The organism is Mycolicibacterium pallens, from assembly GCF_019456675.1.
Lineage (GTDB): Bacteria > Actinomycetota > Actinomycetes > Mycobacteriales > Mycobacteriaceae > Mycobacterium > Mycobacterium crocinum.
The window spans coordinates 502858-524597 of sequence record NZ_CP080333.1; the positions used below are offsets into that span (position 1 = coordinate 502858).

General features: G+C 68.4%; 17 protein-coding genes. 8 read left to right on the plus strand and 9 right to left on the minus strand.

The features are described from left to right. Positions 1–55: 55 nt before the first annotated feature. Positions 56–889 (plus strand): hypothetical protein, encoded by an 834-nt coding sequence (locus K0O64_RS02295; RefSeq protein ID WP_220045981.1) that lies wholly within the window; start codon positions 56–58, stop codon positions 887–889. A 77-nt stretch (positions 890–966) separates the two neighbouring features. Here the strand turns inward: K0O64_RS02295 and K0O64_RS02300 are convergent, their stop codons facing one another. The 3 genes from K0O64_RS02300 to K0O64_RS02310 all read right to left on the minus strand — a co-directional run bounded on the left by K0O64_RS02300 (position 967) and on the right by K0O64_RS02310 (position 8509). Continuing rightward, positions 967–3972: a heterodisulfide reductase-related iron-sulfur binding cluster gene (locus tag K0O64_RS02300; protein WP_220045982.1), complete on the minus strand. Its 3006-nt coding sequence runs from the start codon at positions 3970–3972 to the stop codon at positions 967–969. Positions 3973–4120: 148 nt separating this feature from the next. Continuing rightward, on the minus strand, positions 4121–6604 hold the full coding sequence (iniR, locus tag K0O64_RS02305) for an isoniazid response ATPase/transcriptional regulator IniR (RefSeq protein ID WP_220045983.1): 2484 nt from the start codon (positions 6602–6604) through the stop codon (positions 4121–4123). Between the two features lie 6 nt (positions 6605–6610). After that, positions 6611–8509, minus strand: a complete 1899-nt coding sequence (locus tag K0O64_RS02310; RefSeq protein WP_220045984.1) for an Hsp70 family protein — start codon at positions 8507–8509, stop codon at positions 6611–6613. Between the two features lie 204 nt (positions 8510–8713). Between K0O64_RS02310 and K0O64_RS02315 the strand changes: the two genes are divergently transcribed. The 3 genes from K0O64_RS02315 (at position 8714) to K0O64_RS02325 (ending at position 12403) form a co-directional block, all read left to right on the plus strand. After that, complete coding sequence (locus K0O64_RS02315) at positions 8714–9253, plus strand: Rv0340 family IniB-related protein (protein ID WP_220045985.1); 540 nt, start codon at positions 8714–8716, stop codon at positions 9251–9253. A gap of 216 nt (positions 9254–9469) precedes the next feature. Next, positions 9470–10459, plus strand: a complete 990-nt coding sequence (locus K0O64_RS02320) for an IniB N-terminal domain-containing protein (protein WP_096309701.1) — start codon at positions 9470–9472, stop codon at positions 10457–10459. A gap of 84 nt (positions 10460–10543) precedes the next feature. Next, complete coding sequence (locus K0O64_RS02325; RefSeq protein WP_220045986.1) at positions 10544–12403, plus strand: dynamin family protein; 1860 nt, start codon at positions 10544–10546, stop codon at positions 12401–12403. On the opposite strand, the gene K0O64_RS02330 is transcribed toward K0O64_RS02325, so the two are convergent. After that, entirely contained in the window at positions 12375–12806 is a 432-nt protein-coding gene (locus tag K0O64_RS02330) for a hypothetical protein (RefSeq protein ID WP_220045987.1), read from the minus strand. The genes K0O64_RS02325 and K0O64_RS02330 overlap by 29 nt on opposite strands. A gap of 57 nt (positions 12807–12863) precedes the next feature. Between K0O64_RS02330 and K0O64_RS02335 the strand changes: the two genes are divergently transcribed. Continuing rightward, positions 12864–14348 carry a dynamin family protein gene (locus tag K0O64_RS02335; RefSeq protein WP_220045988.1) on the plus strand — a complete coding sequence of 495 codons (1485 nt, stop codon included), beginning with the start codon at positions 12864–12866 and terminating at the stop codon, positions 14346–14348. Here the strand turns inward: K0O64_RS02335 and K0O64_RS02340 are convergent. The 4 genes from K0O64_RS02340 to K0O64_RS02355 are packed head-to-tail and all read right to left on the minus strand — an operon-like array spanning position 14345 to position 17090. Further along, a complete protein-coding gene (locus K0O64_RS02340; RefSeq protein ID WP_220045989.1) occupies positions 14345–14929 on the minus strand; it encodes a hypothetical protein in 585 nt (194 codons plus the stop codon). The genes K0O64_RS02335 and K0O64_RS02340 overlap by 4 nt on opposite strands. An 18-nt stretch (positions 14930–14947) precedes the next feature. After that, a complete protein-coding gene (locus tag K0O64_RS02345; protein ID WP_220045990.1) occupies positions 14948–15556 on the minus strand; it encodes a hypothetical protein in 609 nt (202 codons plus the stop codon). 48 nt (positions 15557–15604) lie between these two features. After that, positions 15605–16537 (minus strand): LLM class F420-dependent oxidoreductase, encoded by a 933-nt coding sequence (locus tag K0O64_RS02350; RefSeq protein WP_220045991.1) that lies wholly within the window; start codon positions 16535–16537, stop codon positions 15605–15607. A gap of 10 nt (positions 16538–16547) precedes the next feature. Then, positions 16548–17090 (minus strand): hypothetical protein, encoded by a 543-nt coding sequence (locus K0O64_RS02355; protein ID WP_220045992.1) that lies wholly within the window; start codon positions 17088–17090, stop codon positions 16548–16550. A 170-nt stretch (positions 17091–17260) separates the two neighbouring features. Between K0O64_RS02355 and K0O64_RS02360 the strand changes: the two genes are divergently transcribed. Then, positions 17261–18994, plus strand: coding sequence for an acyl-CoA dehydrogenase family protein (locus K0O64_RS02360; protein ID WP_220045993.1), 1734 nt, complete (start codon positions 17261–17263; stop codon positions 18992–18994). A 12-nt stretch (positions 18995–19006) separates the two neighbouring features. Here the strand turns inward: K0O64_RS02360 and K0O64_RS02365 are convergent, their stop codons facing one another. Beyond that, positions 19007–19861, minus strand: a complete 855-nt coding sequence (locus K0O64_RS02365) for an SDR family oxidoreductase (protein ID WP_220045994.1) — start codon at positions 19859–19861, stop codon at positions 19007–19009. A 59-nt stretch (positions 19862–19920) separates the two neighbouring features. Between K0O64_RS02365 and K0O64_RS02370 the strand changes: the two genes are divergently transcribed. Further along, positions 19921–20952: a TIGR03617 family F420-dependent LLM class oxidoreductase gene (locus K0O64_RS02370; protein ID WP_220045995.1), complete on the plus strand. Its 1032-nt coding sequence runs from the start codon at positions 19921–19923 to the stop codon at positions 20950–20952. Positions 20953–20990: 38 nt separating this feature from the next. Beyond that, the gene (locus K0O64_RS02375) at positions 20991–21740 is read left to right on the plus strand and encodes a GAP family protein (RefSeq protein WP_220045996.1); all 750 of its coding nucleotides are present in this window, start codon (positions 20991–20993) and stop codon (positions 21738–21740) included.

Below are 21740 nucleotides of genomic sequence, written 5' to 3' on the forward strand. Positions count from 1 at the left end.
GAGCCAGATGCGGACCACCGGTGGGGCATTACTGAGCGTGCTGGCGTCGGGGGCGGTGACGGTCGCGGCGTGCGGTATGGCGCCCACTGCCAACGCGACATGTGCCTCGTTCTTCGGCTTCAACCACGGCGGAGGATGCGCGAGTAGCCCGACGAGCATCGCGATCGCGGTCGGCGCCGGCGCGCAGGCCTACGCGGAAGGGGTGCTCGGCGCCGCGTTCGCCATCGGTACCAACTCCATCGCGTCCGTCCCGAGCACTGGCACGAATTTCCTCAACATGGCGACCGCCTTGGGCGTTGACACGCTCGCGGAAGCCGGGGGCGCTGTGACGGGTGCCCTGGCAGCCGGACAGAGCGTGTCGGCCTTGGCCTCGATAGGGCTGCCCTCGTATCTGCCCGTCGCCAATTTCGCGATCAATCTGAGCCTGTCTCCCACGAACAATGTGAGTGTCGCGGAGGGCGTGGGCAATCTGTCCGTCAACCTCTTCGGTAGTGGCGCCGGACAAGATGTGCGGGCGATCGGACTCGGCAACGTGGCCATCAACGTGGGTGGGACCAGCAACGCGGTTCGCGCGAGCGTCGGCACCAGCAATCGGAGCTACGCCAGCTTCGCGTTCAACGTCGGGGGTTCCGGCAATCTGGTGCAGGCGGGTGCGGGTCCCCTCGCAATCGCCGGTGCTTTCAACCAATTCGGGGCCACCGTCACCCAATTCGCCCCCGGGATCAATCTCTTCACCCGGCTGGCGCTCGCCGCTGCGGCGCAAGGCCTCAAGATCCCTACGGCCGCTGCCAGTCACGGCACTGTCAAGACCGTGCCCGCAACACATTCGGGCTCAGCGACACATCCAAAGACCGTTGCTCACGCGGCCGGCGTCAGTCACCGGAGATAGAGGCACCGAAGCTGTAGCTATCGACACAAAGCGCGAGTGGCGGTGTCGATAACTACAGCCTCGCAAGGGGTTTCGGGTTAGCGCTTGCCTGGTGGCCGTGCGCCCTTGGCGATGCCGAGGCCCTTGACCGGGGGTGCATCGGCCTTGGGCTCTTCAGCCTTGGGTGCCTCAGCCTTGGGCTCCTCGGCCTTCGGCTCGGCCGCAGCGGCGGGCTCGGGTGCCGGTGCGGCGGCTTCAGCCGGTGCCGCTGCCGGGGCCTTCTTGGCGCCGGGTCGACGGGCACCGGCAGCGATGCCGAGACCCTTGACCGGCGGTTCGGCCTTGGCCGGTTCGACCGTCTCGGCCTTGTCCGGGTCGACGTTGGCCGGCTGGCTGTCCGTCGCGGCCTCCGCCTTCGGCGTCTCCGCAGGAGCGGCGGCGGCCTTCTTGGCGCCGGGCCGCTTGGCGCCCGCGGCGATGCCGAGTCCCTTGACGGGTGCTTCGGCAGCGGGTGCCTCCGCGGCGGGAGCAGCGGCCGGTGCCTCGGCCGCCGGTGCGGCGGCCTTCTTCGCACCCGGGCGCTTGGCGCCCGCGGCGATGCCCAGACCCTTCGCCGGTGCGGCGGCCGGTGCCTCGGCAGCAGGCGCCTCGGCGGGTGCTTCAGCGGAAGCCTTCTTGGCGCCGGGGCGCTTGGCTCCGCCGGCGATACCCAGACCCTTGACCGGCGCGGCCTCCTTGGCCGGCGCCGACGGCGCGGCCGCGGCGGCCTCGGCAGCGGGTGCCTCGGGCTCGGCCTTCGGCGCGGCGGGCGCCTCAGCCGGTGCAGCCGCAGCAGCGGCTTCCGCCTCGCGGGCGGCGGTGCCCTTCGCCGGCAGCGTGACCGTGCTCAGATCCAGCGAGCCCAGCAGCAGCTGCGCGACGTCGAGCACCTCGACCTCGTCGGCCTTCTCCCGGTCGCCGACACCGTCGGTGATCATCACGCGGCAGAACGGGCAGCCGGTGGCGATCTTGGCCGGATCCAACGTCAGCGCCTCGTCAACGCGCTCATGGTTCACGCGCTTGCCGATGTGCTCTTCCATCCACATCCGCGCGCCACCGGCACCGCAGCACAGGCCACGGTCGGCGTGCCGAGGCATTTCCTTCAGCGTCACGCCCGAGGCGTCGATCAGCTCACGCGGTGCGTCGTAGACCTTGTTGTGTCGGCCCAGGTAGCACGGGTCGTGGTAGGTGACATTGGCGCCGCCGTCGACGGCCTTGACCGGCACCAGCTTCTTGTCGCGCACCAGGCGGTTGAGCAGCTGGGTGTGGTGGACGACGGTGTAGCTGCCGCCGACCTGGGGGTACTCGCGGCCCAGCGTGTTGAAGCAGTGCGGGCAGGTCACGACGATCTTGCGGTCGACCCGCTCGACGCCCTCGAACAGATCGTTGAGGGTTTCGACGTTCTGCGCGGCCAGCTGCTGGAACAGGAACTCGTTGCCCGAGCGACGGGCCGAGTCGCCGTTGCAGGTCTCGCCGTCGCCGAGCACCAGGAACTTGACGCCCGCGGTGGCCAGCAGTTCGGCGACCGCCTTGGTGGTCTTCTTGGCGCGGTCCTCGTAGGCGCCGGCGCAGCCGACCCAGAACAGGTACTCGAAGCCGGCGAAGGACTCGACGTCCTTGCCGTAGACCGGGACGTCGAACTCGACCTCGTCGATCCAGGTGAGGCGCTCCTTGGCGTTCTGGCCCCACGGATTGCCCTTGGCCTCAAGGTTTTTGTAGAGCACACCCAGCTCGCCGGGGAACTCCGACTCCATCATCACCTGGTAGCGGCGCATGTCGACGATGTGGTCGATGTGCTCAATGTCCACCGGGCACTGCTCGACGCAGGCACCGCAGGTCGTGCATGACCACAGCACGTCGGGGTCGATCACGCCGAGCTGTTCGGCGGTGCCCACCAGCGGACGGGTTGCCTGCGCGGGGCCGGAGCCCAGCACCCGCTCGAAGCCGGATTCCGGAACAGCGTGATGCTCGTCGTGCTTTTCACCGCGCAGCTCTTCGCCCAAGCCACCTTCGGGGGTGTTCTCCAGCGGGCTTTCCTTCTGGCCCAGGATGTACGGCGCCTTCGCGAACAGGTGGTCGCGCAGGTTCATGATCACGAGCTTGGGCGACAAAGGCTTTCCGGTGTTCCACGCCGGGCACTGCGACTGGCAGCGACCACACTCGGTACAGGTGGTGAAGTCGAGGTAGCCCTTCCAGGTGAAGTCCTCGATCTTGCCGCGACCGAGCACGGCATCCTCGGCGGGATCCTCGAAGTTGATCGGTTCGCCCTTGTACTCGACGGGCAGCAGCGGGCCGAGGCCGTTGGGCAGGCGCTTGAACGTGACGTTGATCGGGGCCAGGCCGATGTGCAGGTGCTTGGAGTGCAGCACGATCAGCAGGAACGCCAGCATGACGCCGATGTGGGCGAGCAGCGAGATGGTCTCGATCCACACGTTGGCGGTGGTGCCGAGCGGCGCCAGCAGGGCGGCCATCCCGTGGGAGAAGAACGCGCCCCAGCCGTAGGGGAAGGCCTCGCCGAGCGCGTTGACCGAGGCGCCGCGGAAGAATGCGAAGGTCAGGATGACCAGGAAGATCATGAACAGAATCAGCCAGGCACCGCCGGTGTGCGAACCGTAGAAGCGGGACGAGCGGCCGTACTCCTTGGGCTCAGAGCGCAACCGGATGATCGTGAACACGATGATGCCGAGCAGTACCGCGGCGGCGAAGAAGTCCTGCAGGAAGCCGAGCGCATTCCACCGGCCGACCAACGGAATATGGAATTCGGGATTGAACAGAACGCCGTAGGCCTCGAGATACACCGTCGCGAGAATGAAGAAGCCCCACATGGTGAAGAAATGCGCGAGGCCCGGGATGGACCACTTCAGCAGCTTCTTTTGTCCGAAGACTTCGGTGAACTGAGCCTTGATCCGGGCGGGGATGTCGTCTTTGCGGCCGCTCTCGTCGCCGACCGGCTGGCCCGACCGGATCAGCTGGTACAGGAACTGAACGCGCCGTGCGGCAAACAGCAACACAACGGCGGTAGCCAGCAGGCCGATGATCAGCCGAGCCCAGTCGAGAGTGGTCACGGAGAGCCTCCCTGTAGTAAGTTACCCAATAGTAACTTAGGTTAAGTTACCGACCAGTAACTTAACTTCAATCCAGCTCATAGTTGCATCTCGCTGATTAGCGTCGCTACAAAGGCTGCCCTAACTAGGCAGGAGTGTGGGTGGGGTCTCAGCTCTGCGGCGACACAATCGCGCGCAGCATCGACAGCATTTCCGAGCGAGACTCCGCACCCAGCCGGCGACGAATCCTGGCGACGTGGTGCTCGACCGTCTTCGCCGAGATGAACAACTGCGCGCCGATATCGCGGTACGGCATACCCAGCAACAGCAGCTCGGCCACCTCCCGCTCACGGTCCGACAGCGGTGAGGGCATCTGCCGGGCACCGGTCGACGCCGGCCCGGACACCTCCGGCGCCGACGGCTGCCCGTCGGCGGTGCCACTGTCGCCGACCGAGAGCTTCAGGTCGCGGGCCACCTGCAGCATCAACCCCGACACCTTGGGGTCGGAGGTCTGCAGCGCAGCTTGCCCGGCCAGCCGGGTGGCGTCCGCGGTGAGCCCGAACTGGGCCAGTCCGCGGGCGGCCGCGCCGACCTCGTCGCCGTCGACCTGCCCGGCGAGCACTCGCAGCCACGTCCGACCGGCCAGTGCCAGCGCCTTCGCGAACGGGCTCTGCGCGGCCGCGGCGGTGAGGGCCTGGCCGTGCGGAGCGACCGCGGCGGGATCGTTGGCCAGGATCCCGGCGTGCACCCCGGCCCAGAGCAGTGGAACCGACCATGTGGGGGGATTGCCCAGCGCGTCCAGCAGACCGAACGCCTGCTCGAGCGCGGGCGCCAACCGGTCCTGCTGGCCGATCCGGGCCGACGCCACCCACAGCTCGCCCAGCGGCAGCAGCGAGAACAGGTCGACCGAATACTCGACCAACACCTCCATCGCGGCGTACCAGTGCTTCTGCAATGCGCCGGCGTCCCCGCCGCGGCGTGCCAGCGCGGTGCGCAAGCCCGCCGTCCACAACGCGTCACGCCGATGGGTGCCGTCGATCCCGGCGATGTCACCGGCAGCCGCCGCGAACTGGCCGTCCTGCATTTTGGTCCAGCCCAGCAGCAGGCGATGCCGGTGCCCATACAGCGAGTCCTCGCTGTCCCGGTCGGCGCGAACCGCTCGGGAGATCACGCTGCGCGCGCGGACCGGATCACCGCCGTGCAGTGCGGCCAGCGTGACCAGTGCCGCCGGACTGTCCGGCAACACTTGGGCCGCCGAATACTCCGCAGCCATGGCCGCCCCGAGTTTGGTGGCGGCCGCCGGACAGGGACCGTGCAACGTCGCCAGCAATCCCTCGGCCAGGGTGCGCGCGGCGCGGGATGCTGCGGTCGGCGGCCCTGAGCTGGTCACGGCCAGCGCGCGTTCGGCTGCGGCGGCATCACCTGTCGCGGTCAGCACGATCGCCGCCGCGGCGCTCACCGCCGCGTCGGGATACGGCCCGAGCCAGCCGAACAATTCGGCGGCCTGCGCGGAATTGCCGTTGAGCATGGCGACGCTGGCCGCCACCCGGACCGCCGCCGCTCGCTCGGCGGGATCGTCGGAGGCCAGAAGAGCGTCGGCTTCGCTTGCCGCGGCGGAGGATTCCCCGGCCAGCGCCAACGCATCGGCCAGCTGCGCGCGCAGTTCGACCGCGCCGGCGTCGACCGCAGCCCGGTACAGCGCCGGGTCGGCGCGTCCTGGACCGGCTTGCCGTCGCAGAACCTCGGCCAGCTGTTCGTCCCGGACGCCGTGCTCGGCCAGCCGCAGCGCGAGGTCGGGAGACAGTGTCGACATCGCGATCTGCGAGCGCAGCAGCGCGGTCTCGACGTCGTGATGGCGTGCGTTGCCCAGGATCTGGGCCACCGCACGGTGCACCGCGCGTAGGAAGTGCGGGCTGTGCGCAGGCTCGACCAGTCCGGTGGCCCGCGCGCGGTCGATCAACAACCTGGCCTCGTCAGCCGGAACATCCAGCGCCGCAGCCAGATCGGCGGCCCCGAGATCGCGGCTCAGGGAGGCGATGAGCAGGGCGTCGAGTTCCGATTCGGCGAGCCGGCGCAGTCGATCGATGAGGGCGAACAGCGCGGCCTGTGCGATCGCAGGCGCCGAGTACGGGCGGGGCGAGGCCAGTACGGCCTCGACGAGAAACGGGATGCCGGCCGTCGCGACGAGGATGTTCGTCACCAGTTCGGTGCGGGGGGGATGACCGGACGGATCGGTCATCAGCCTCGATATCTCGGCCGACGTCAGCGGGCCCAACGAGATTCGAGGCCGCTGCCGGTCGATCGCCGTCATCAGCGCCTGCAGGTTCTCGTCGTGGTCGCGCGGCTGGGCCGCCACCACGACCGTCGACGACGGTTCGGTGGCGAACTCGGTCAGGCGCTGCATCTCGGCGCTGGTCAGCAGATGTGCGTCGTCGACCACCACGGCGGCGTCCGCGGGATCGCTGTCCGCCGGTGCGCGCGTCAGCACCGCAGAGCCGGCGTCGCGCAGGGCGTCGCGGACCGCGACGAGCAGCGTGCTCTTCCCCGTGCCGACGCCTCCGGTCACCAGTAGCTTGACCGGCCCTGCTGCCAGCGCACTGAGCGCCTCGCTGGCCTTCGGCGAAAGATGCTGCACCGCAACCGAATCGGGCACTGTCGGCTAGCCCGACGTAGGCGACGTCACGCCGGTGATGATCTCGCGCGTGGTCGGGGGAGCGACGGTGGTGGTGACGGGCTTGACGGTGGTTGTCGGCGGGGCCTGCGTCGTCGTCGGCGGTTGAGTTGTCGTCGGTGGCTGCGTGGTGGTGGTCGGTGGCTGCGTGGTCGTGGTCGTGGTCGGCGGGGTCGTCGTTGTGGTGGTCGTCGTCGTGGTGGTGGTTGTGGTCGTCGTTGTTGTCGACGGCGTGGTCGTGGTGGTGGTTGTGGTGGGTGCGGTGGTTGTGGTCGTCGGGATGACGGTGGTGGTCGCCGGGATCGTCGACTCGGTGGGCACCCCGTCCGAGCCGGTGATCGTAACCGTTTGGGGCGGAATGACACTCGTGGCCGGAGCCTCGGTGGGGTCGCCCGGTTTGGTGACCCGGGTGGTCGTGGTCGTCGGCGTGCTGTCCGCACTGGTGAGGGTGATCGCCAGGCCACCGACCGCCACCGCCGCGAGGGCGGCGGCGATGCCGAACAGCAGCGGCGGGCGCCGGTACCACGGCACCGGCGCGGCAACCAGCTCGGTCTCGGAGTCCTGCGGCTCGAACTCGACCATCGGGCGCATGCCGGTGGCACCCGCCTGCTGGGCGTAATCGAAGGTGTAGTCCTCGCCCGAATACGGCACGGGCTCCGCGCCGGGCGCATCGTCCTGCGACCACGCCAGCGCGCGGAACGTCGCCGACGGCGAACCGTCGGTCGCCGATTCGGTGGCGGCCGCACCCGCTGCCCCGGCCGCCCATGCGGCCGGCGCGAGCCCGGTGGGCGCGTCGGCGGCGGCCACCGCCATACCCGTCGGCGCATCCGGGGCGCCGCCGCGCGCGGCGATCACCGCCGAACCGATCGCGGCGTTGAGCCCCGGCAGCGGCGTGGTGATCACCGGAACGCGCAGTTCCTCGGAAAGTCGTTGCGTCAGAATCGGTATCGCCGCCCCGCCACCGACGGTGGCGACCGCGGCCAGGTTGACCGCCGGAATCCTGTTGCGCTCCAGCACATCTCCGAGCGCATCCAAGAAGCCCGCAAGCGGTTCGGCGAGCAGCGCTTCCAGCTCCGGGCGAGTGACCCGGACATCGGAGCGGAAGCCGGGCAATTCGACCGGCACCACGGTCGCGGTCTCGGAAGACAGTCGCTCCTTGGCCTGCCGGCACTCGTCGCGCAGCCGGGTCAACGGGCCGACGGCGTTGGTGCTGGCGGGGTCGAGATTCGCCTCGTCGCGGACACCGGCCAGCACCTGGGTCAGCAACGCCTGGTCGAGTTGGTCGCCGGACAGGTCGGTGAAGCGCACCGTCTCACCGATCGGCTGCAGGTTCGCGCCGGCGTCGGCCAGCGTGATGTTCGCTCCGCTGCCGCCGAAGTCGCACAGCGCGATCACGCCGTGGGCGGGCAGACCCGGATCGGCCTGAAGAGCGGCCAGCGCGGCAGTCGCATCCGAAATCAGCATCGGCGGAATACCGTTGGGCGACAGGGCCGGACGGGTGCGCAGTGCACCGCGCAAGGCGCCGACCGCGCCGGCACCCCAGTACGCCGGGACCGCGACGACCAGATTCGACGGCGGCGATCCGTCGTCGACCGTGCGGGCCATCGCCTCCAGCGCGTCGGCGATCAGATCCTCGCCGCGGTGCGGCGAGCCGTCGGCGGCCACCAGCGGCACCGGATCGCCCACCCGCTCGACGAAGCCGCGGAACACCTGACCGGCCTCGGTGAGATTCGGGCTCGTGAGTTCAGGGTTTTGGGAGGGCACGCCGACCTCGGCGGGCCGGTTGTCCCACAACGTCAGGACCGACCGGCGGGTCACCGGCTGGCGGCCCGGGCGCGCCGCCGCCAGGTTGGTCGCACCGATCGACAACCCCAGCGATTCGCTCACTTCGCACATCCCTTCGCCGCCTGGTCGGCAGCCGTCAACACCATATCCCCTAATGCCTTCCGAACCCCTAAGGCCGCACCCCCTAATGGTGCTGCGGTTCGAGTGGCTTCGACACCGATCACGGCGCCCCCATCCGCCGATAGCATTCTTGGCAGCAGCTGGGATTCCGCTGTGACTATCGGCGGCAGGAGAGAAGGCGTTTCCATGGCAAATTCGTTGCTCGACTTCGTGATGTCGCTCGTGCGAGATCCCGACGCCGCCGCACGCTACGCCGCGGACCCGGCCGGCGCGATCGCCGACGCTCATCTGACCGACGTGACCAGTGCCGACGTCAACAACTTGATTCCCATGGTGGCCGACTCGCTGTCGGGTCCGGTCGCGGGAGGCGGTTTCGGCCCTGGAGCCGGTGCCGGCGACGGCAACGTGTGGGCGAGCGGTGCGGCGACGGCGGCATTCGACGCCTTCGACCACCTGCCCACCCCGGCCTCGGCGCCCGACGTCCACTCGGTGATCACCGAGGTCTCACAGCATGCGGACCAGGCCCCGGCGCTGGTCTCCGATCTCGGTGTCGACCCCGGCACGCTGGACCTTCCGGGGACCGCTGCACAGGTCACCGACACGCTCGCCGACCACGGCGTCACGCCCGACACCGTCGCCGACTGGGCCGACCACACCACGTGGGACCACGGCCACGTGGACGACAACCACACGTCGGTCGACCACCCCGGTTTCGACCTGTTCTGATCCCCCGGCAAATCCCCACGTCCACCGTGACGTGGGGATTTGTCGTTTCCGGGGCCTTCCCTAGGGACCCCCTAATCCCCTATGGGCCTACCCCCGGTCGGCCCTAGCGGCGGCTCGGTGACGAGGGGTTTCGGCCCCGTTTTCGCCGCTCGTCGGCGTCCATAACGTGGTCTCCAGATCGCCGGAGACACCGGCGGACACACGAAAGGCCCGACAATGCTCACTCTCCTCGACTGGATCCTCGACCTGTTCCGCAACGAGGACGCCGCACGTGCGTTCGTCGCCGCGCCGGAGCAGACCATGCGCGACGCCGGATTCGCCGGTGTGTCGGCAGCCCAGGTCTCGACGCTGGCGGCCACCGCCGTACCGGGCCTGGTGCTCGGCGGCGGCGACCCGATCGTCGGCCTGCAGCGCGCGGTGGCCAACAACTACGGATTCGCGCCGGCCTACCAGCCCGTGTACGCGCCATCGCCGACCTTCGCCCCGCAGACCGATCTGGCCAGCCACAACGACACCTCGCTGCTGAGCCCGGACCAGAACGCCGGCGGCAACGCCCAGCAGGGCGGGTTCAACCTCGGCTTCGGTGACATCACCTTCGGCAACAAGACCACGAACACCGCCACCAATGGCGGCGTGGTGGTCGACGGCCAGAACAAGGGCGACATCGTCAGCGGTGACGGCGCCGTCCTCGGCAACGGCAACGACGTCAACAACGGTCACGTGGTGGCCGGCACCGGCTCCAACGTCGCGATCGGCCACAGCCACGTCTCCGATAACGGCACCACCGCCACTGGCGGCAGCACCGTGATCTCGGACAACAGCGGCCCGGTGTTGCACGACGTCGACGCCAGCGGTGGCAACGGCGGCGGAGCCTCGGCGGGCGGCAGCCTGATCGGCCTCGGCGGCGGGCATGCCTCCGGTGGCAACGCCGGCGGTGGCGGCATCACGATCATCGACAGCCACCCGTCGACCAACAGTGGGAACACGGCCAGCTCGCCGGTCAACACCCAGACGCAGACCCACACCACCACGACGGTGACCGACCATTCCGACAACTCGGTGCACTCGGTCGTCGACACATCGACGCACGACTCGTCCAGCCACGCGCTGTACGACGGCGGCCACGACACCACGCTGGTGAACAGCCACCTGGACAACAGCCACGACATGGCGCTGGCGTCCGGCAACCACCTGCTCGGTTTCTAGCAATCCGACGACGGCGGGGATCTCCAGGATGTCTGGAGGTCCCCGCCGCTCGTCTGCGCATACGGTGGACCACTGGGAGGACACGTGACGCAACCGCAGCAGGACCCGCGCCGGGTGCAGGTGATCGTCGAGCTGATCGATCACACCAGCGCGATCGCCGACCTCAACGACCGGGGCGACCTGGTTGCACGGCTGGCCGTCGCCAAGGAACGGATCACCGATCCGCAGATCCGGGTGGTCATCGCCGGCCAGCTCAAGCAGGGCAAGAGCCAGCTGCTCAACTCACTGCTCAACATGCCGGTGGCCCGCGTCGGCGACGACGAGACCACGGCGCTGGTGACCGTCATCAGTTACGCCGAACAGCCCTCCGCGACGTTGATCGTGTCGGTGGGCGAGGGCGTTCCGCCGCAGAGCATCGACATCCCGATCGACGACATCCGCCACGACCTACGCCGCGCGCCTCAAGCGCAGGGCAGGGAGGTACTGCGGGTGGAGGTCGGTGCACCCAGTCCGCTGCTGCAGGGCGGGTTGGCGTTCATCGACACACCCGGCGTCGGCGGCCATGGCCAGCCGCACCTGTCGTCGACCCTGGGTCTGCTGCCCGATGCCGACGCGATGCTGATGATCAGCGACACCAGCCAGGAGTTCACCGAGCCCGAGATGCGGTTCATCCGCCAGGCCCACGAGATCTGCCCGGTCGGCGCGATCGTCGCCACCAAAACCGACCTCTACCCCTTCTGGCGCGAGATCGTCTCCACCAATACCGCGCACCTGCAGCGTGCCGGACTGCAGCTGCCATTCATCCCGGTGTCGTCGCTGCTGCGCAGCCACGCGATCCAGCTCAACGACAAGGAACTCAACGAGGAGTCGAACTTCCCGGCGCTCGTCGCCTGGCTGTCGGAGAAGGTGCTCTCCCGGGAGAACGATGCGGTGCGTGACCATGTGGTCACCGAAATACGCTCGGCGGCAGAGCATCTCAACCTCGCCGTGAACTCCGAACTGTCCGCGCTGAGCGACCCGGACCAGGCCCGCCGGCTCACCGAGGACCTCGAGCGTCGTAAACAGGAGGCCCAGGACGCTCTACAGCAGACCGCGCTGTGGCAACAGGTCCTCAATGACGGCATCGCCGACCTGACCGCCGACGTCGAGCACGATCTGCGAGCCCGCTTCCGGGCCATCACCCAGCATATCGAAGGTGTCATCGACGATTGCGACCCCACCCAACACTGGGCGGAAATCGGTGCAGAGGTGGAAGATTCGGTAGCCAACGCCGTCGGTGACAACTTCGTCTGGGCCTATCAGCGCGCCGAGGCGCTGGCCGAAGACGTCGCGCGGACCTTCGTCGAAGCCGGCCTGGACGCGATCAAGATGCCGGAGGTGAGCGCGGCCGAGATGAATGCCGGGCTGGGCCGGCTCAAATCGTTGGCTCGCCTGGAGTCCAAGCCGATTGGCAAGGGCCACAAGGTGATCACCAGCATGCGCGGTTCCTATGGTGGTGTGCTGATGTTCGGCATGCTCACCTCGGTGGCCGGGCTGGGCATGTTCAACCCGCTGTCGTTGGGCGCGGGTCTGCTCCTCGGCCGCAAGGCCTACAAGGAGGACATGGAGAACCGCATGATGCGGGTCCGCAACGAGGCCAAGACCAATCTGCGCCGCTTCGTCGACGACGTGTTGTTCGTGGTGTCCAAGGAATCCCGCGACCGGCTCAAGAACGTTCAACGCCAGCTCCGCGACCACTACCGCGATATCGCCAACCAGACCACCCGCTCGCTCAACGAATCTCTGCAGTCCACCATCGCCGCAGCGCGGATGGAGGAGACCGACCGCAACAACCGCATCCGTGAGCTCGAGCGTCAGGCCAACATCCTCAGCCAGGTCATCGACAACGCCGAAAAGCTGGTTCCCGCAACCCTTTCTAGGGCGAGGACGACCGAGTCTCGTTGAGCCGCGGACCTGACCGGGTTCCCGGCGGGTGGGTGACGCGGGTCGGGAAGGTGCCGGGGAAGGTCGGGGCGACCCGCTCCGACGGCGGGACCTCCGACGTCGTCTCGGTGCTCGAGGCTGTCGTGCTGCTCGTCGTGCTCTCCGCGGGCAGTCCGATATCGGTGGTCGACAACCGCACACTCGGATAGGACGTGCTGGTCGAGCCCGACGTGGTCTTTGCGACATGCGGCGCATCCGGCAGGTGCGTTCCGGGCGGCAACACGGTCTCGGTGTCGGTCCTACTCCACTTGCTCGACATCGTCACCACTGCGTAGACCAGAATCGCGACCACCGCCAGCCCGAGCAGCCCCGCGGCGGAGGTGGCAGCCGCCGAGCGGTACCACGGAGCCTTGTGCTGGGGCATGGCGGCTGATCCTAGCCGTGATGTGCCCGCGCTGTCGGACCGTAGACTCGTCGTTCGATGAGCACCAGCGATCAGGTTCGCGCCATCCTGGGCGGCACCCGTCGCGCATACCAGGGTGAACCGGCGTACCGCGAGCGGCCCGATGTGTTCAACGAGCTCGACCGCATCGCCGGTCGGCTCAACCAGCCGATCCGCATCGCGCTGGCGGGCACGCTGAAGGCCGGTAAGTCCACTCTGGTCAACGCGCTGGTCGGCGAGAACATCGCGCCCACCGACGCCACCGAGGCGACCCGCATCGTGACGTGGTTCCGGCACGGCCCGATCCCGAAGGTCACCGCCAATCATGTCGGCGGGCGGCGCTCCAATGTGCCGATCGCTCGTGATGGCGGCCTGACCTTCGACTTCGGCCGGCTCGACGCCAATGACATCGTGGACTTGGACGTGGAGTGGCCGGCCGCCGAGTTGATCGACGCGACGATCATCGACACGCCCGGCACGTCGTCGCTGTCGCGCGACGTGTCCGAGCGGACCCTACGCCTGCTGGTCCCCGAGGACGGTGTGCCGCGGGTCGACGCGGTGGTGTTCCTGCTGCGCACACTGAACGCCGCGGACATCGCGCTGCTCAAGCAGATCGGCGAGTTGGTCGGCGGATCATCGGGGGCGCTTGGCGTCATCGGGGTGGCGTCCCGCGCCGACGAGATCGGCGCAGGGCGCCTCGACGCGATGATGTCGGCCAAGGATGTCGCGCAGCGGTTCACCGGTGAACTGGACCGGACCGGCATCTGCCAGGCAGTGGTTCCCGTCTCCGGGCTGCTGGCGCTGACGGCCCGGACTCTGCGGCAGAGCGAGTTCGCCGCGCTGGAGAAACTCGCCGCCGTCGACGCGAGCGAATTGAACAAGGCGATGCTGTCGGTGGACCGCTTCGTCCGCGAGGACAGTGCACTGCCGGTCGACGCGCAGACCCGCGCGCAGCTGCTGGACAGGTTCGGCATGTTCGGCCTGCGGATCTCGATCGCCGTCTTGCGGGCCGGGGCCGCAACCGATTCCGTCACCCTGGCCGACGAACTGCTCGAACGCAGCGGGCTGACCGCGCTGCGCGATGTGATCGACCAGCAGTTCGCGCAGCGATCCGAACTGCTCAAGGCGCACACCGCGCTGGTCTCGCTGCGGCGATTCGTCGAGATGCACCCGATCACCGCGACGCCGTACATCATCGCCGACATCGACCCGCTGCTGGCCGACACCCACGCCTTCGAGGAACTGCGCCTACTCAGTCAATTGCGTTCGCGGCCAACGACTTTGACCGAAGACGAGATGGCGTCGCTGCGGCGGGTCATCGGCGGGTCGGGGACCGACGCCGCGAGCCGGCTGGGGTTGACTCCGGAAACGCTCGACGACGGACCGCGCGCCGCGTTCGCCACGGCGCAACGCTGGCGCCGCCGTGCCGAACATCCACTCAACGACCCGTTCACCACCAGGGCCTGTCGCGCCGCAGTGCGCAGCGCCGAGGCGCTGGTCGCGATGTACGCCGCCGGGGCTTAGCCGCCGCCCGGCCGCGGGAAGCCGGGGATCGTCGGCAGCACGCGCTGCGTCGTGGTCACCGTCTGCGTCACCGTGCTCACCGACGTGGACACCGTCGTACTGGTGCTTGTACTCGTGCTGGTGCTCGTCGACGGCGGCTCGGTGGTCGTCGTCGTGGTCGGCGTCTCCGTCGTCGTCGCGGGGGTCTCGGTGGCCGTCGGCGATTCGGTCACCGTCTGGGTAACGCCCGGCGCCGGAGCTTCCGTCGCCGACGTCGCGGCCGTGGTCGACGTTGTCGGGGACGTCGTCGTGGTGGTCGTCGGGCTGGAGCCGCTGCTGCTGGTGAACTGGACGATCGCGTAGATCAGCAGAGCCAGGACGAGAGCGGTCAGTACCCCGAGACCGACCAGCGCCGCAGGCTTGCGGTACCACGGGGTCGGCTCGGGCGGCGGGGGATAGTCGCCGTAGCCGGTCGGCGCACCGTAACCAGATTGCTGGTAATCGCTGTAGGCCTCGCCGCCGGTGCCGCCGTAGTTTGCGTACTGCGTCGGGTCACTGTCGGAGTAGTTGTTCGGGTCGTCGGGGGAACCGTCACGCGCCACGGGTTCAGATTCTAACGGTCAGCCGCTGCCCGGTTGATTGGGGAAGGCCGGGCGGTGGGTGGGACGGACGCTGATCTGCGGCGGCCGGGTCTGCGGAGTGGTGACGTTCGGCCGCCCGCCGTCATTCTGCTGGGGGTAGCGCGGATACCAGGTGCCCTGCGGCGGGGCCGGCGGCGGACTCTCCGGCGGGGGCGGCGGAGGCGGCGGCAGTTCCGGCGGCGGTGAACTGGTCAGCGCGGTGGTGGTCGGTGCGCTCGTGGTGGTCGCCGACGGAGTGGTCTTGGAATGCCCGGAGTCATCGGAGTCCAGCGCCACCAGCAGGACCGCCGCGACCAGGATCGCGACCACACCCGCGCCGATCGCGCCGATCGCCAGCGTCGCCTGCTTCTTGCGGTACCAGGGCCGTTCGGGAAACCAGAAGGCGTCCGGGGCGAACGGGTCGAAGCCCTCGTCGGCGGTGAGCACCGGCAGGGCCGGATCCGTCGGCGGGTCGACGTCGTCGCTCGCCGGGGTGTCCTCCGCGTGGGCCGAGCCCGGATATGGCTGCTCCGGATACGGCCCGAACGGATCACCGAACGGGACGGGCGATGCCTCGTCGACATCCCCAGCCGGGTCGTGCTTCGCCACGGCTATTGATGCTAAACGTCCCGCCAGGGACGTTGCAGCGTTCGGCAATCACGCGAGTTGCCGGACCACCTCGGTGGCGAACAGTTCCACGTGGTCGAGATCCGACATATCCAGCAGTTGGAGGTACACCCGCTGCACTCCGGCTTCGATGAACGGCCCCAACCGATCGACGATTTCGCCGGGCGTGCCGACCAGCGGCGTGTTGGTGCGCAGTTCGTCGACCTCGCGGGAAATCGCGTCCGCGCGGCGGGCGATCTCGGCGTCGTCGCGTCCGGCGCAGACCACGAACGCCGCGGAGTACACGAGGTCGTCTGGTGACCGGCCGGCGTCGGCCAGCGCGGCACGCACCCGGGCGTACTGGGGTTCGACGAAGTCCAGAGCCGGGAAGGCGAGGTTGTATTCGGAGGCGAACCGGGCGACCAGCGCCGGTGTCCGCTTGGGGCCGTTGCCGCCGATGATGATCGGCGGATGGGGATCCTGTGCCGGCTTCGGCAGGGCGGGAGAGTCCTTGACCGTGTAGTGGGTGCCGTTGTAGTCGAAAGTCTGGCCGGCGGGTGTAGTCCACAGGCCGGTAATGATGTCGAGCTGTTCGTGCAGCCGCTCGAATCGCTCGCCCAGCGGCGGGAAGGGGATCGCGTACGCGAGGTGTTCCTTCTCGAACCAGCCGGCGCCGATGCCGAGGTCAACTCGGCCGGAGCTCATCGCGTCGACCTGCGCGACCGAGATCGCCAGCGGCCCGGGATGGCGGAAGGTCGCGGAGGTGACCAGCGTGCCGAGCCGGATCGTGCTGGTCTCGCGGGCGATGCCGGCCAACGTGACCCAGGAATCGGTGGGCCCGGGAAGCCCCTCGCCACTCATCGCCACATAATGGTCGGAGCGGAAAAACGCTGAGTAGCCGAGGGATTCGGCGGCCTGCGCCACCGCGAGCTGATCGGCGTAGCTGGCACCTTGCTGGGGTTCGACGAAGACGCGGAAGTCCATAGCGCCCAGCTTAGAAAACCTCGGCCCCCTGGGTCCCGACGAGCATTCCGTGACCGGTGCCGTCGTTGGTGAAGCGGGTGCCGTCGCTGCCGGCTTCGATGGTCCAGCCGACCGCGTGATAGGTCGCGTAGTCGAGCGTCGTGGTCGGGATGTCACCGAGATTGCCGGCGATCCAGCGCAGGCTGCCGCTGGCGGTCACCTCGACGCCGTTGGCGGGTTCGCCGTTGACGACGGGTGGATTGGTGAAGTTTGATTCGCAGCCGACCGCCCGGGCATTGATCTGGCATCGGGTCTGACCCGACTTGGTTTCGATGTAGACGTAGCCGGTGTCACTCGGCGGCAGTGTCTGACCGCCCGGGGTGGGTATCGCGGGCGACAGCGTCGGGCTGTTCGTGGTCGTCGGCGTGGACACGGTCGGCTTGCTGGTGGGGAAGCTCGGCTCGCCGCCCGGTCCGCAGCCGGGACACCGGGCCGCACCGTCGGTGGTGCTGCTGCACCCGGCAGCGGCCGCGCCTGCCGCGACCAGCCACACCACCGCCACTGCGGCCCTCATGCCGTTGGATATCCGCACACCGAACTCCTGCCGTCGACTGTCAGGGTACGCAAACAGTGACGGATGTGACTGAAGTGACTCGCGGGCCGGGGGCGCGCGAGCCTGAGGAACCCTCGGACTCGCCGCCCGCGATGGCGTTAGATTCGACGCACCGACGAAAGGGTGCGCCCATGACCGGCACCGGCGGCCTGTTGTTCAACCCGAACACCTATGACCCCCGACAATTCGATCCCGAGACACGGCGCCAGCTCGCCGCGCTGATCGGCTGGTTCGAGGAGCGCGGCAAGGCGCGCCTGCTCCAGGACGATCACGACGCGACGTGGGTGGCGGACTTCCTGGAGTTCGTCGGGAAGGAACGCATCTTCGCGACGTTCCTGACCCCCTCGGAGTTCGGCCTCGGGGATGACAACAAGCGCTGGGACACCTCCCGCAACGCGGCGCTCAGCGAGATCCTCGGTTTCTACGGGCTGGCGTACTGGTATGCCGAACAGGTCACGATCCTCGGGCTGGGCCCAATCTGGCAGAGCGACAACATCAAAGCCAAGGAACGGGCCGCCGCGCAGCTCGAGGCCGGCGGAGTGATGGCGTTCGCCCTGTCCGAGCGCGAGCACGGCGCCGACATCTACGACACCGACATGATCCTCACTCCCGCCGACGACGAAGGCCTGGCCTTCCGCGCCAACGGCGAGAAGTACTACATCGGCAACGGCAACGTGGCCGGCATGGTGTCGGTGTTCTCCCGTCGGTCCGACGTCGAGGGTCCCGACGGGTATGTGTGGTTCGTCGCGGACAGCTCACATCCGGCCTACGAGCTGATCGGCAACGTCGTGCGCGGGCAGATGTACGTCAGTACCTTCGCGCTGCACGACTATCCGGTCCGCGAAGAAGACATCCTGTGCACGGGACCCGACGCGTTCTCGGTCGCGCTGAACACCGTGAACGTCGGGAAGTTCAACCTGTGCACGGCCTCGATCGGAATGTGTGAGCACGCGTTCTATGAGGCGATCACCCACGCCAACAACCGCATCCTGTACGGCAATCCGGTCACCGACTTCCCGCACGTGCGGGCCGGGCTAGTCGACGCCTATGCCCGGCTGGCCGCCATGAAACTGTTCAGCGACCGCGCCGTCGACTACTTCCGCAGCGCCAGTCTCGAGGACCGCCGGTATCTGCTGTTCAACCCGGCGACCAAGGCGAAGGTGACGTCGGAGGGCGAGAAGGTGGTGACCCTGTTGTGGGACATCATGGCCGCCAAGGGTTTCGAACGCGACACCTACTTCACCCAGGTCACCCGGCTGATCGGGGCGCTGCCGCGCCTCGAGGGCACGGTGCACGTCAACGTCGCTCAGATCCTCAAATTCATGCCGAACTATCTGCTCAACCCGGCGGAGTATCCCGAGATCGGCACCCGCGACGATCCCGCCGACGATACCTTCTTCTGGGCGCAGGGTCCGGCCCGCGGCGCGTCCAAGGTTCAGTTCGCCGACTGGGCGCCGGTGTACGAAAAAGCCTCTTCGATACCGAATGTCGCGCGTTTCCTCGAGCAGGCGCGGGCGCTGCAGCAGCTGGTGCTGACCGCCGCGCCCGACGCGGAGCAGCAGCGCGACCTCGACTTCATGCTCGTGGTCGGTCACCTGTTCACCCTCGTGGTTTACGGCCAGCTGATTCTGGAGCAGGCCCAGTTGCGTGGCATCGACCCGGACCTGGTGGACCAGATCTTCGACGTGCAGGTGCGCGACTTCTCAGCCTATGCGGTGGCGCTACATGGCAAGGCGAGTTCGACTCCAGCGCAACAGGACTGGGCGCTTTCGGCTGTCCGCAAGCCGGTGACCGACGCGGATCGCTTCGACCGGGTGTGGGGACAGGTCAAGGCGTATGACGGCGCATACGCCATGCGCCCGTAGGGAGCGCACCTATTAAGTGAAGCGCTTGAAGCGCTTGAACTTCCACAGATAGGGTGCCAACCGCCGAACCGGCAACGACCCCGGCCAGTCATCGGCGCGGAAGTAGGCATCGGACCCACCGTCGACGAAAAGAACGCTGCCGCACAGGAAGTCCGCGGCATCCGACAGCATGAAGACCACCCAATCGGCCAGCTGGCCGGCGTCACCGAAGCCACCGATCGGTACCGGGAACGCGTGAATTGTCTTGGCCTCGGCGGGGGTGGCCAATTGCTTCTCCAGCAACGGGGTCAGGATGGCGCCCGGGGCGATGGCGTTGAGCCGGATTCCGGCGCCGGCCCACTCGCGGGTCACCGCATTACGGCGAACCCAGCGGCTCACCGCGATCTTCGAGGCGCCGTAGGCCATCGATGCTGCGGCACGGCCGAAGATCCGCAGGGTCCGCACGGCCTTCTCGCCGTCACCGTCCAGCATGGCCCGAATGGCGCGGCCAGGTATCGCCGGAATCGTCGTGGTCGAATTGCTGGAGAACACAACAACTTTGGCGCGGTCGGCGGCCGCCAGTGCGGGCCGCCAGGCCCGCAGCAGTTCGATCACGCCGAAGTAGTTGACCTGGATGATCCGGGCCGGCTGGTCCTTGCCCGGGGTCGGGCCGAGCCCAGCCGCCAGCACCGCACCGTCCAGGCGCCCGCCGCACGCGCTGAGTACGGAGTCGGCGGCGGCCCGTCGACCAGCCGGCGTCGAGAGGTCGGCGATCACATCGGCGGACTGGATGTCCACCCCGATCACGGAGTGCCCGTTGGCTCGCAGCCGGTCGACGACGGCTCGACCCATGCCCGACGCGGACCCGGTGACGACGTAGGTGCCCATCGAGCGAGTATGGCCTACCGGGTGTCGTTCCCGGCTGCTCTCGGGCGTAACCTCCGATCGTGGACGTCGACGTCATGACCACCGCGCTGCCCCTGGGAGACATCGGCAGCCTCGCTGCGCGCACTCAGGCCGCCGGCTTCTCCGGAATGTTGTTCACCGAGACCGGCCGCACCCCGTACCTCAACGCCGCGGTGGCCTCCCAGGCCGCACCGGGGTTGGAGTTGTCGACCGGTGTCGCCGTTGCGTTCCCGCGCAGCCCGTTCATCACCGCCGCCACCGCCTGGGAACTCCAAGAGGGCACGGGCGGACGCTTCCGGCTCGGGCTGGGCACCCAGGTCCGCACCCACGTCGTGCGGCGCTACGGCACGGCGTTCGAACGTCCGGGCCCGCGCCTGCGCGACTATGTGCTGGCCGTCAAGGCATGCTTCGCCGCCTTCCGTACCGGGACCCTCGACCATCATGGCGAGTTCTACAACCTGGACTTCATCACCCCGCAGTGGAGCGCCGGACCCATCGATGCGCCCGATCCGAAGGTCGATATCGCCGCAGTGAACCCCTGGATGCTGCGGATGGCCGGCGAGGTGGCCGACGGCGTGCACGTCCATCCGATCGGCGAACCCGGCTATATCGCCCGGCACGTGGTACCGAAAGTTGCTGAGGGAGCGATGAAGTCGGGGCGCTTGCCGTCGGACATCGCGCTGATCGTGCCGGTGATGACCATCGTCGGTGACACCGATGAAGAACGTGCGGCCGAGCGGGAGCGCGTGCGGTTCTCGATGAGCTTCTACGGCAGCACGCCCAACTACGCGTTCATCTGGGACGAGGCCGGCTTCGACGGCACCACGGCCCGCATCCGGGAAAAGCAGAAGGCCGGCGACGTCAACGGGATGGCAGCCCAGATCACCGACGATCACATTGCCACCTTCGCCACCGAATCGACGTGGGATGGACTGGCGGCGGCGTTGGCCGACAAATACGGTGACACCGCGAGCCGCGTCGTGCTCTACAACGCGCTGGGGGATCCCGAGCGTTTCGAGCGGTACGGCGAGGTCGCGCGACAACTGTCGCAAGGCGGCGCGCTCGGGCGCTGAGCGCGGTAACCTGCCGCCATGTCGGCGTGGATGTGCCCGTGAGCACGCATCTTGCGGTCATCGCGACGCTCGCGCTCGCGCTGCTGTTCAGCCCGGAGACACTGGTTCTGGGGTTGGTCGTCGCCAGCGACAAGAAGGTGCCCCGACAGGCGACGCTGGCGTTCTCCGGAGGCGCCGTCGCGGGTATCGCCTTCGCCACCGGCATCGGTGTCGGCATCGCTGCGCTGACGGGGACACCCGCGTCTGGAGGGGATCACGCCTCGTGGCCCGCCTTCATGGTCCGGATCGTCATCGCGGCCGCGCTGCTGGCCATCGGCGCCCGCCGGGCGCTCGGCGCATTGCGGCACAAACCGATCACAGACGTGTCCAAGCCGCAGCACCAACCCGGCAAGCTGCGCACCCGGCTCACCCAGCGTTTCCCCGGTCTGGACCCGAAGGCGGATCTGCCTGCCCGTCAACGGATCACCCGCGCCGCCATGGCCGGCTTCGCGGTCTGTGGTCTGCACCCCAAGGTCTTCCCGATCGCGATCGCGGCCGGCCATCAGATCCTGCAGATCGGCGACCGTCCCGAACGTGCGCTCGGCGCAGTGGTTTTCGCGGTGATAGCCGTCGTTCCCGCGCTGACGCCGACGGTCATCGAGATGGTTCGCCCGGGTGCCGCCGACCGCATCAAGGAAGGCTACGAGCGCATCATGAAGGTGCACGGTCGCTGGATTGTCGCCGTGCTCCTGCTGGCCGCGGCGGTCTACGTCGGCCACGGTGCGTTCGACCACATGCCGAAGCACTGA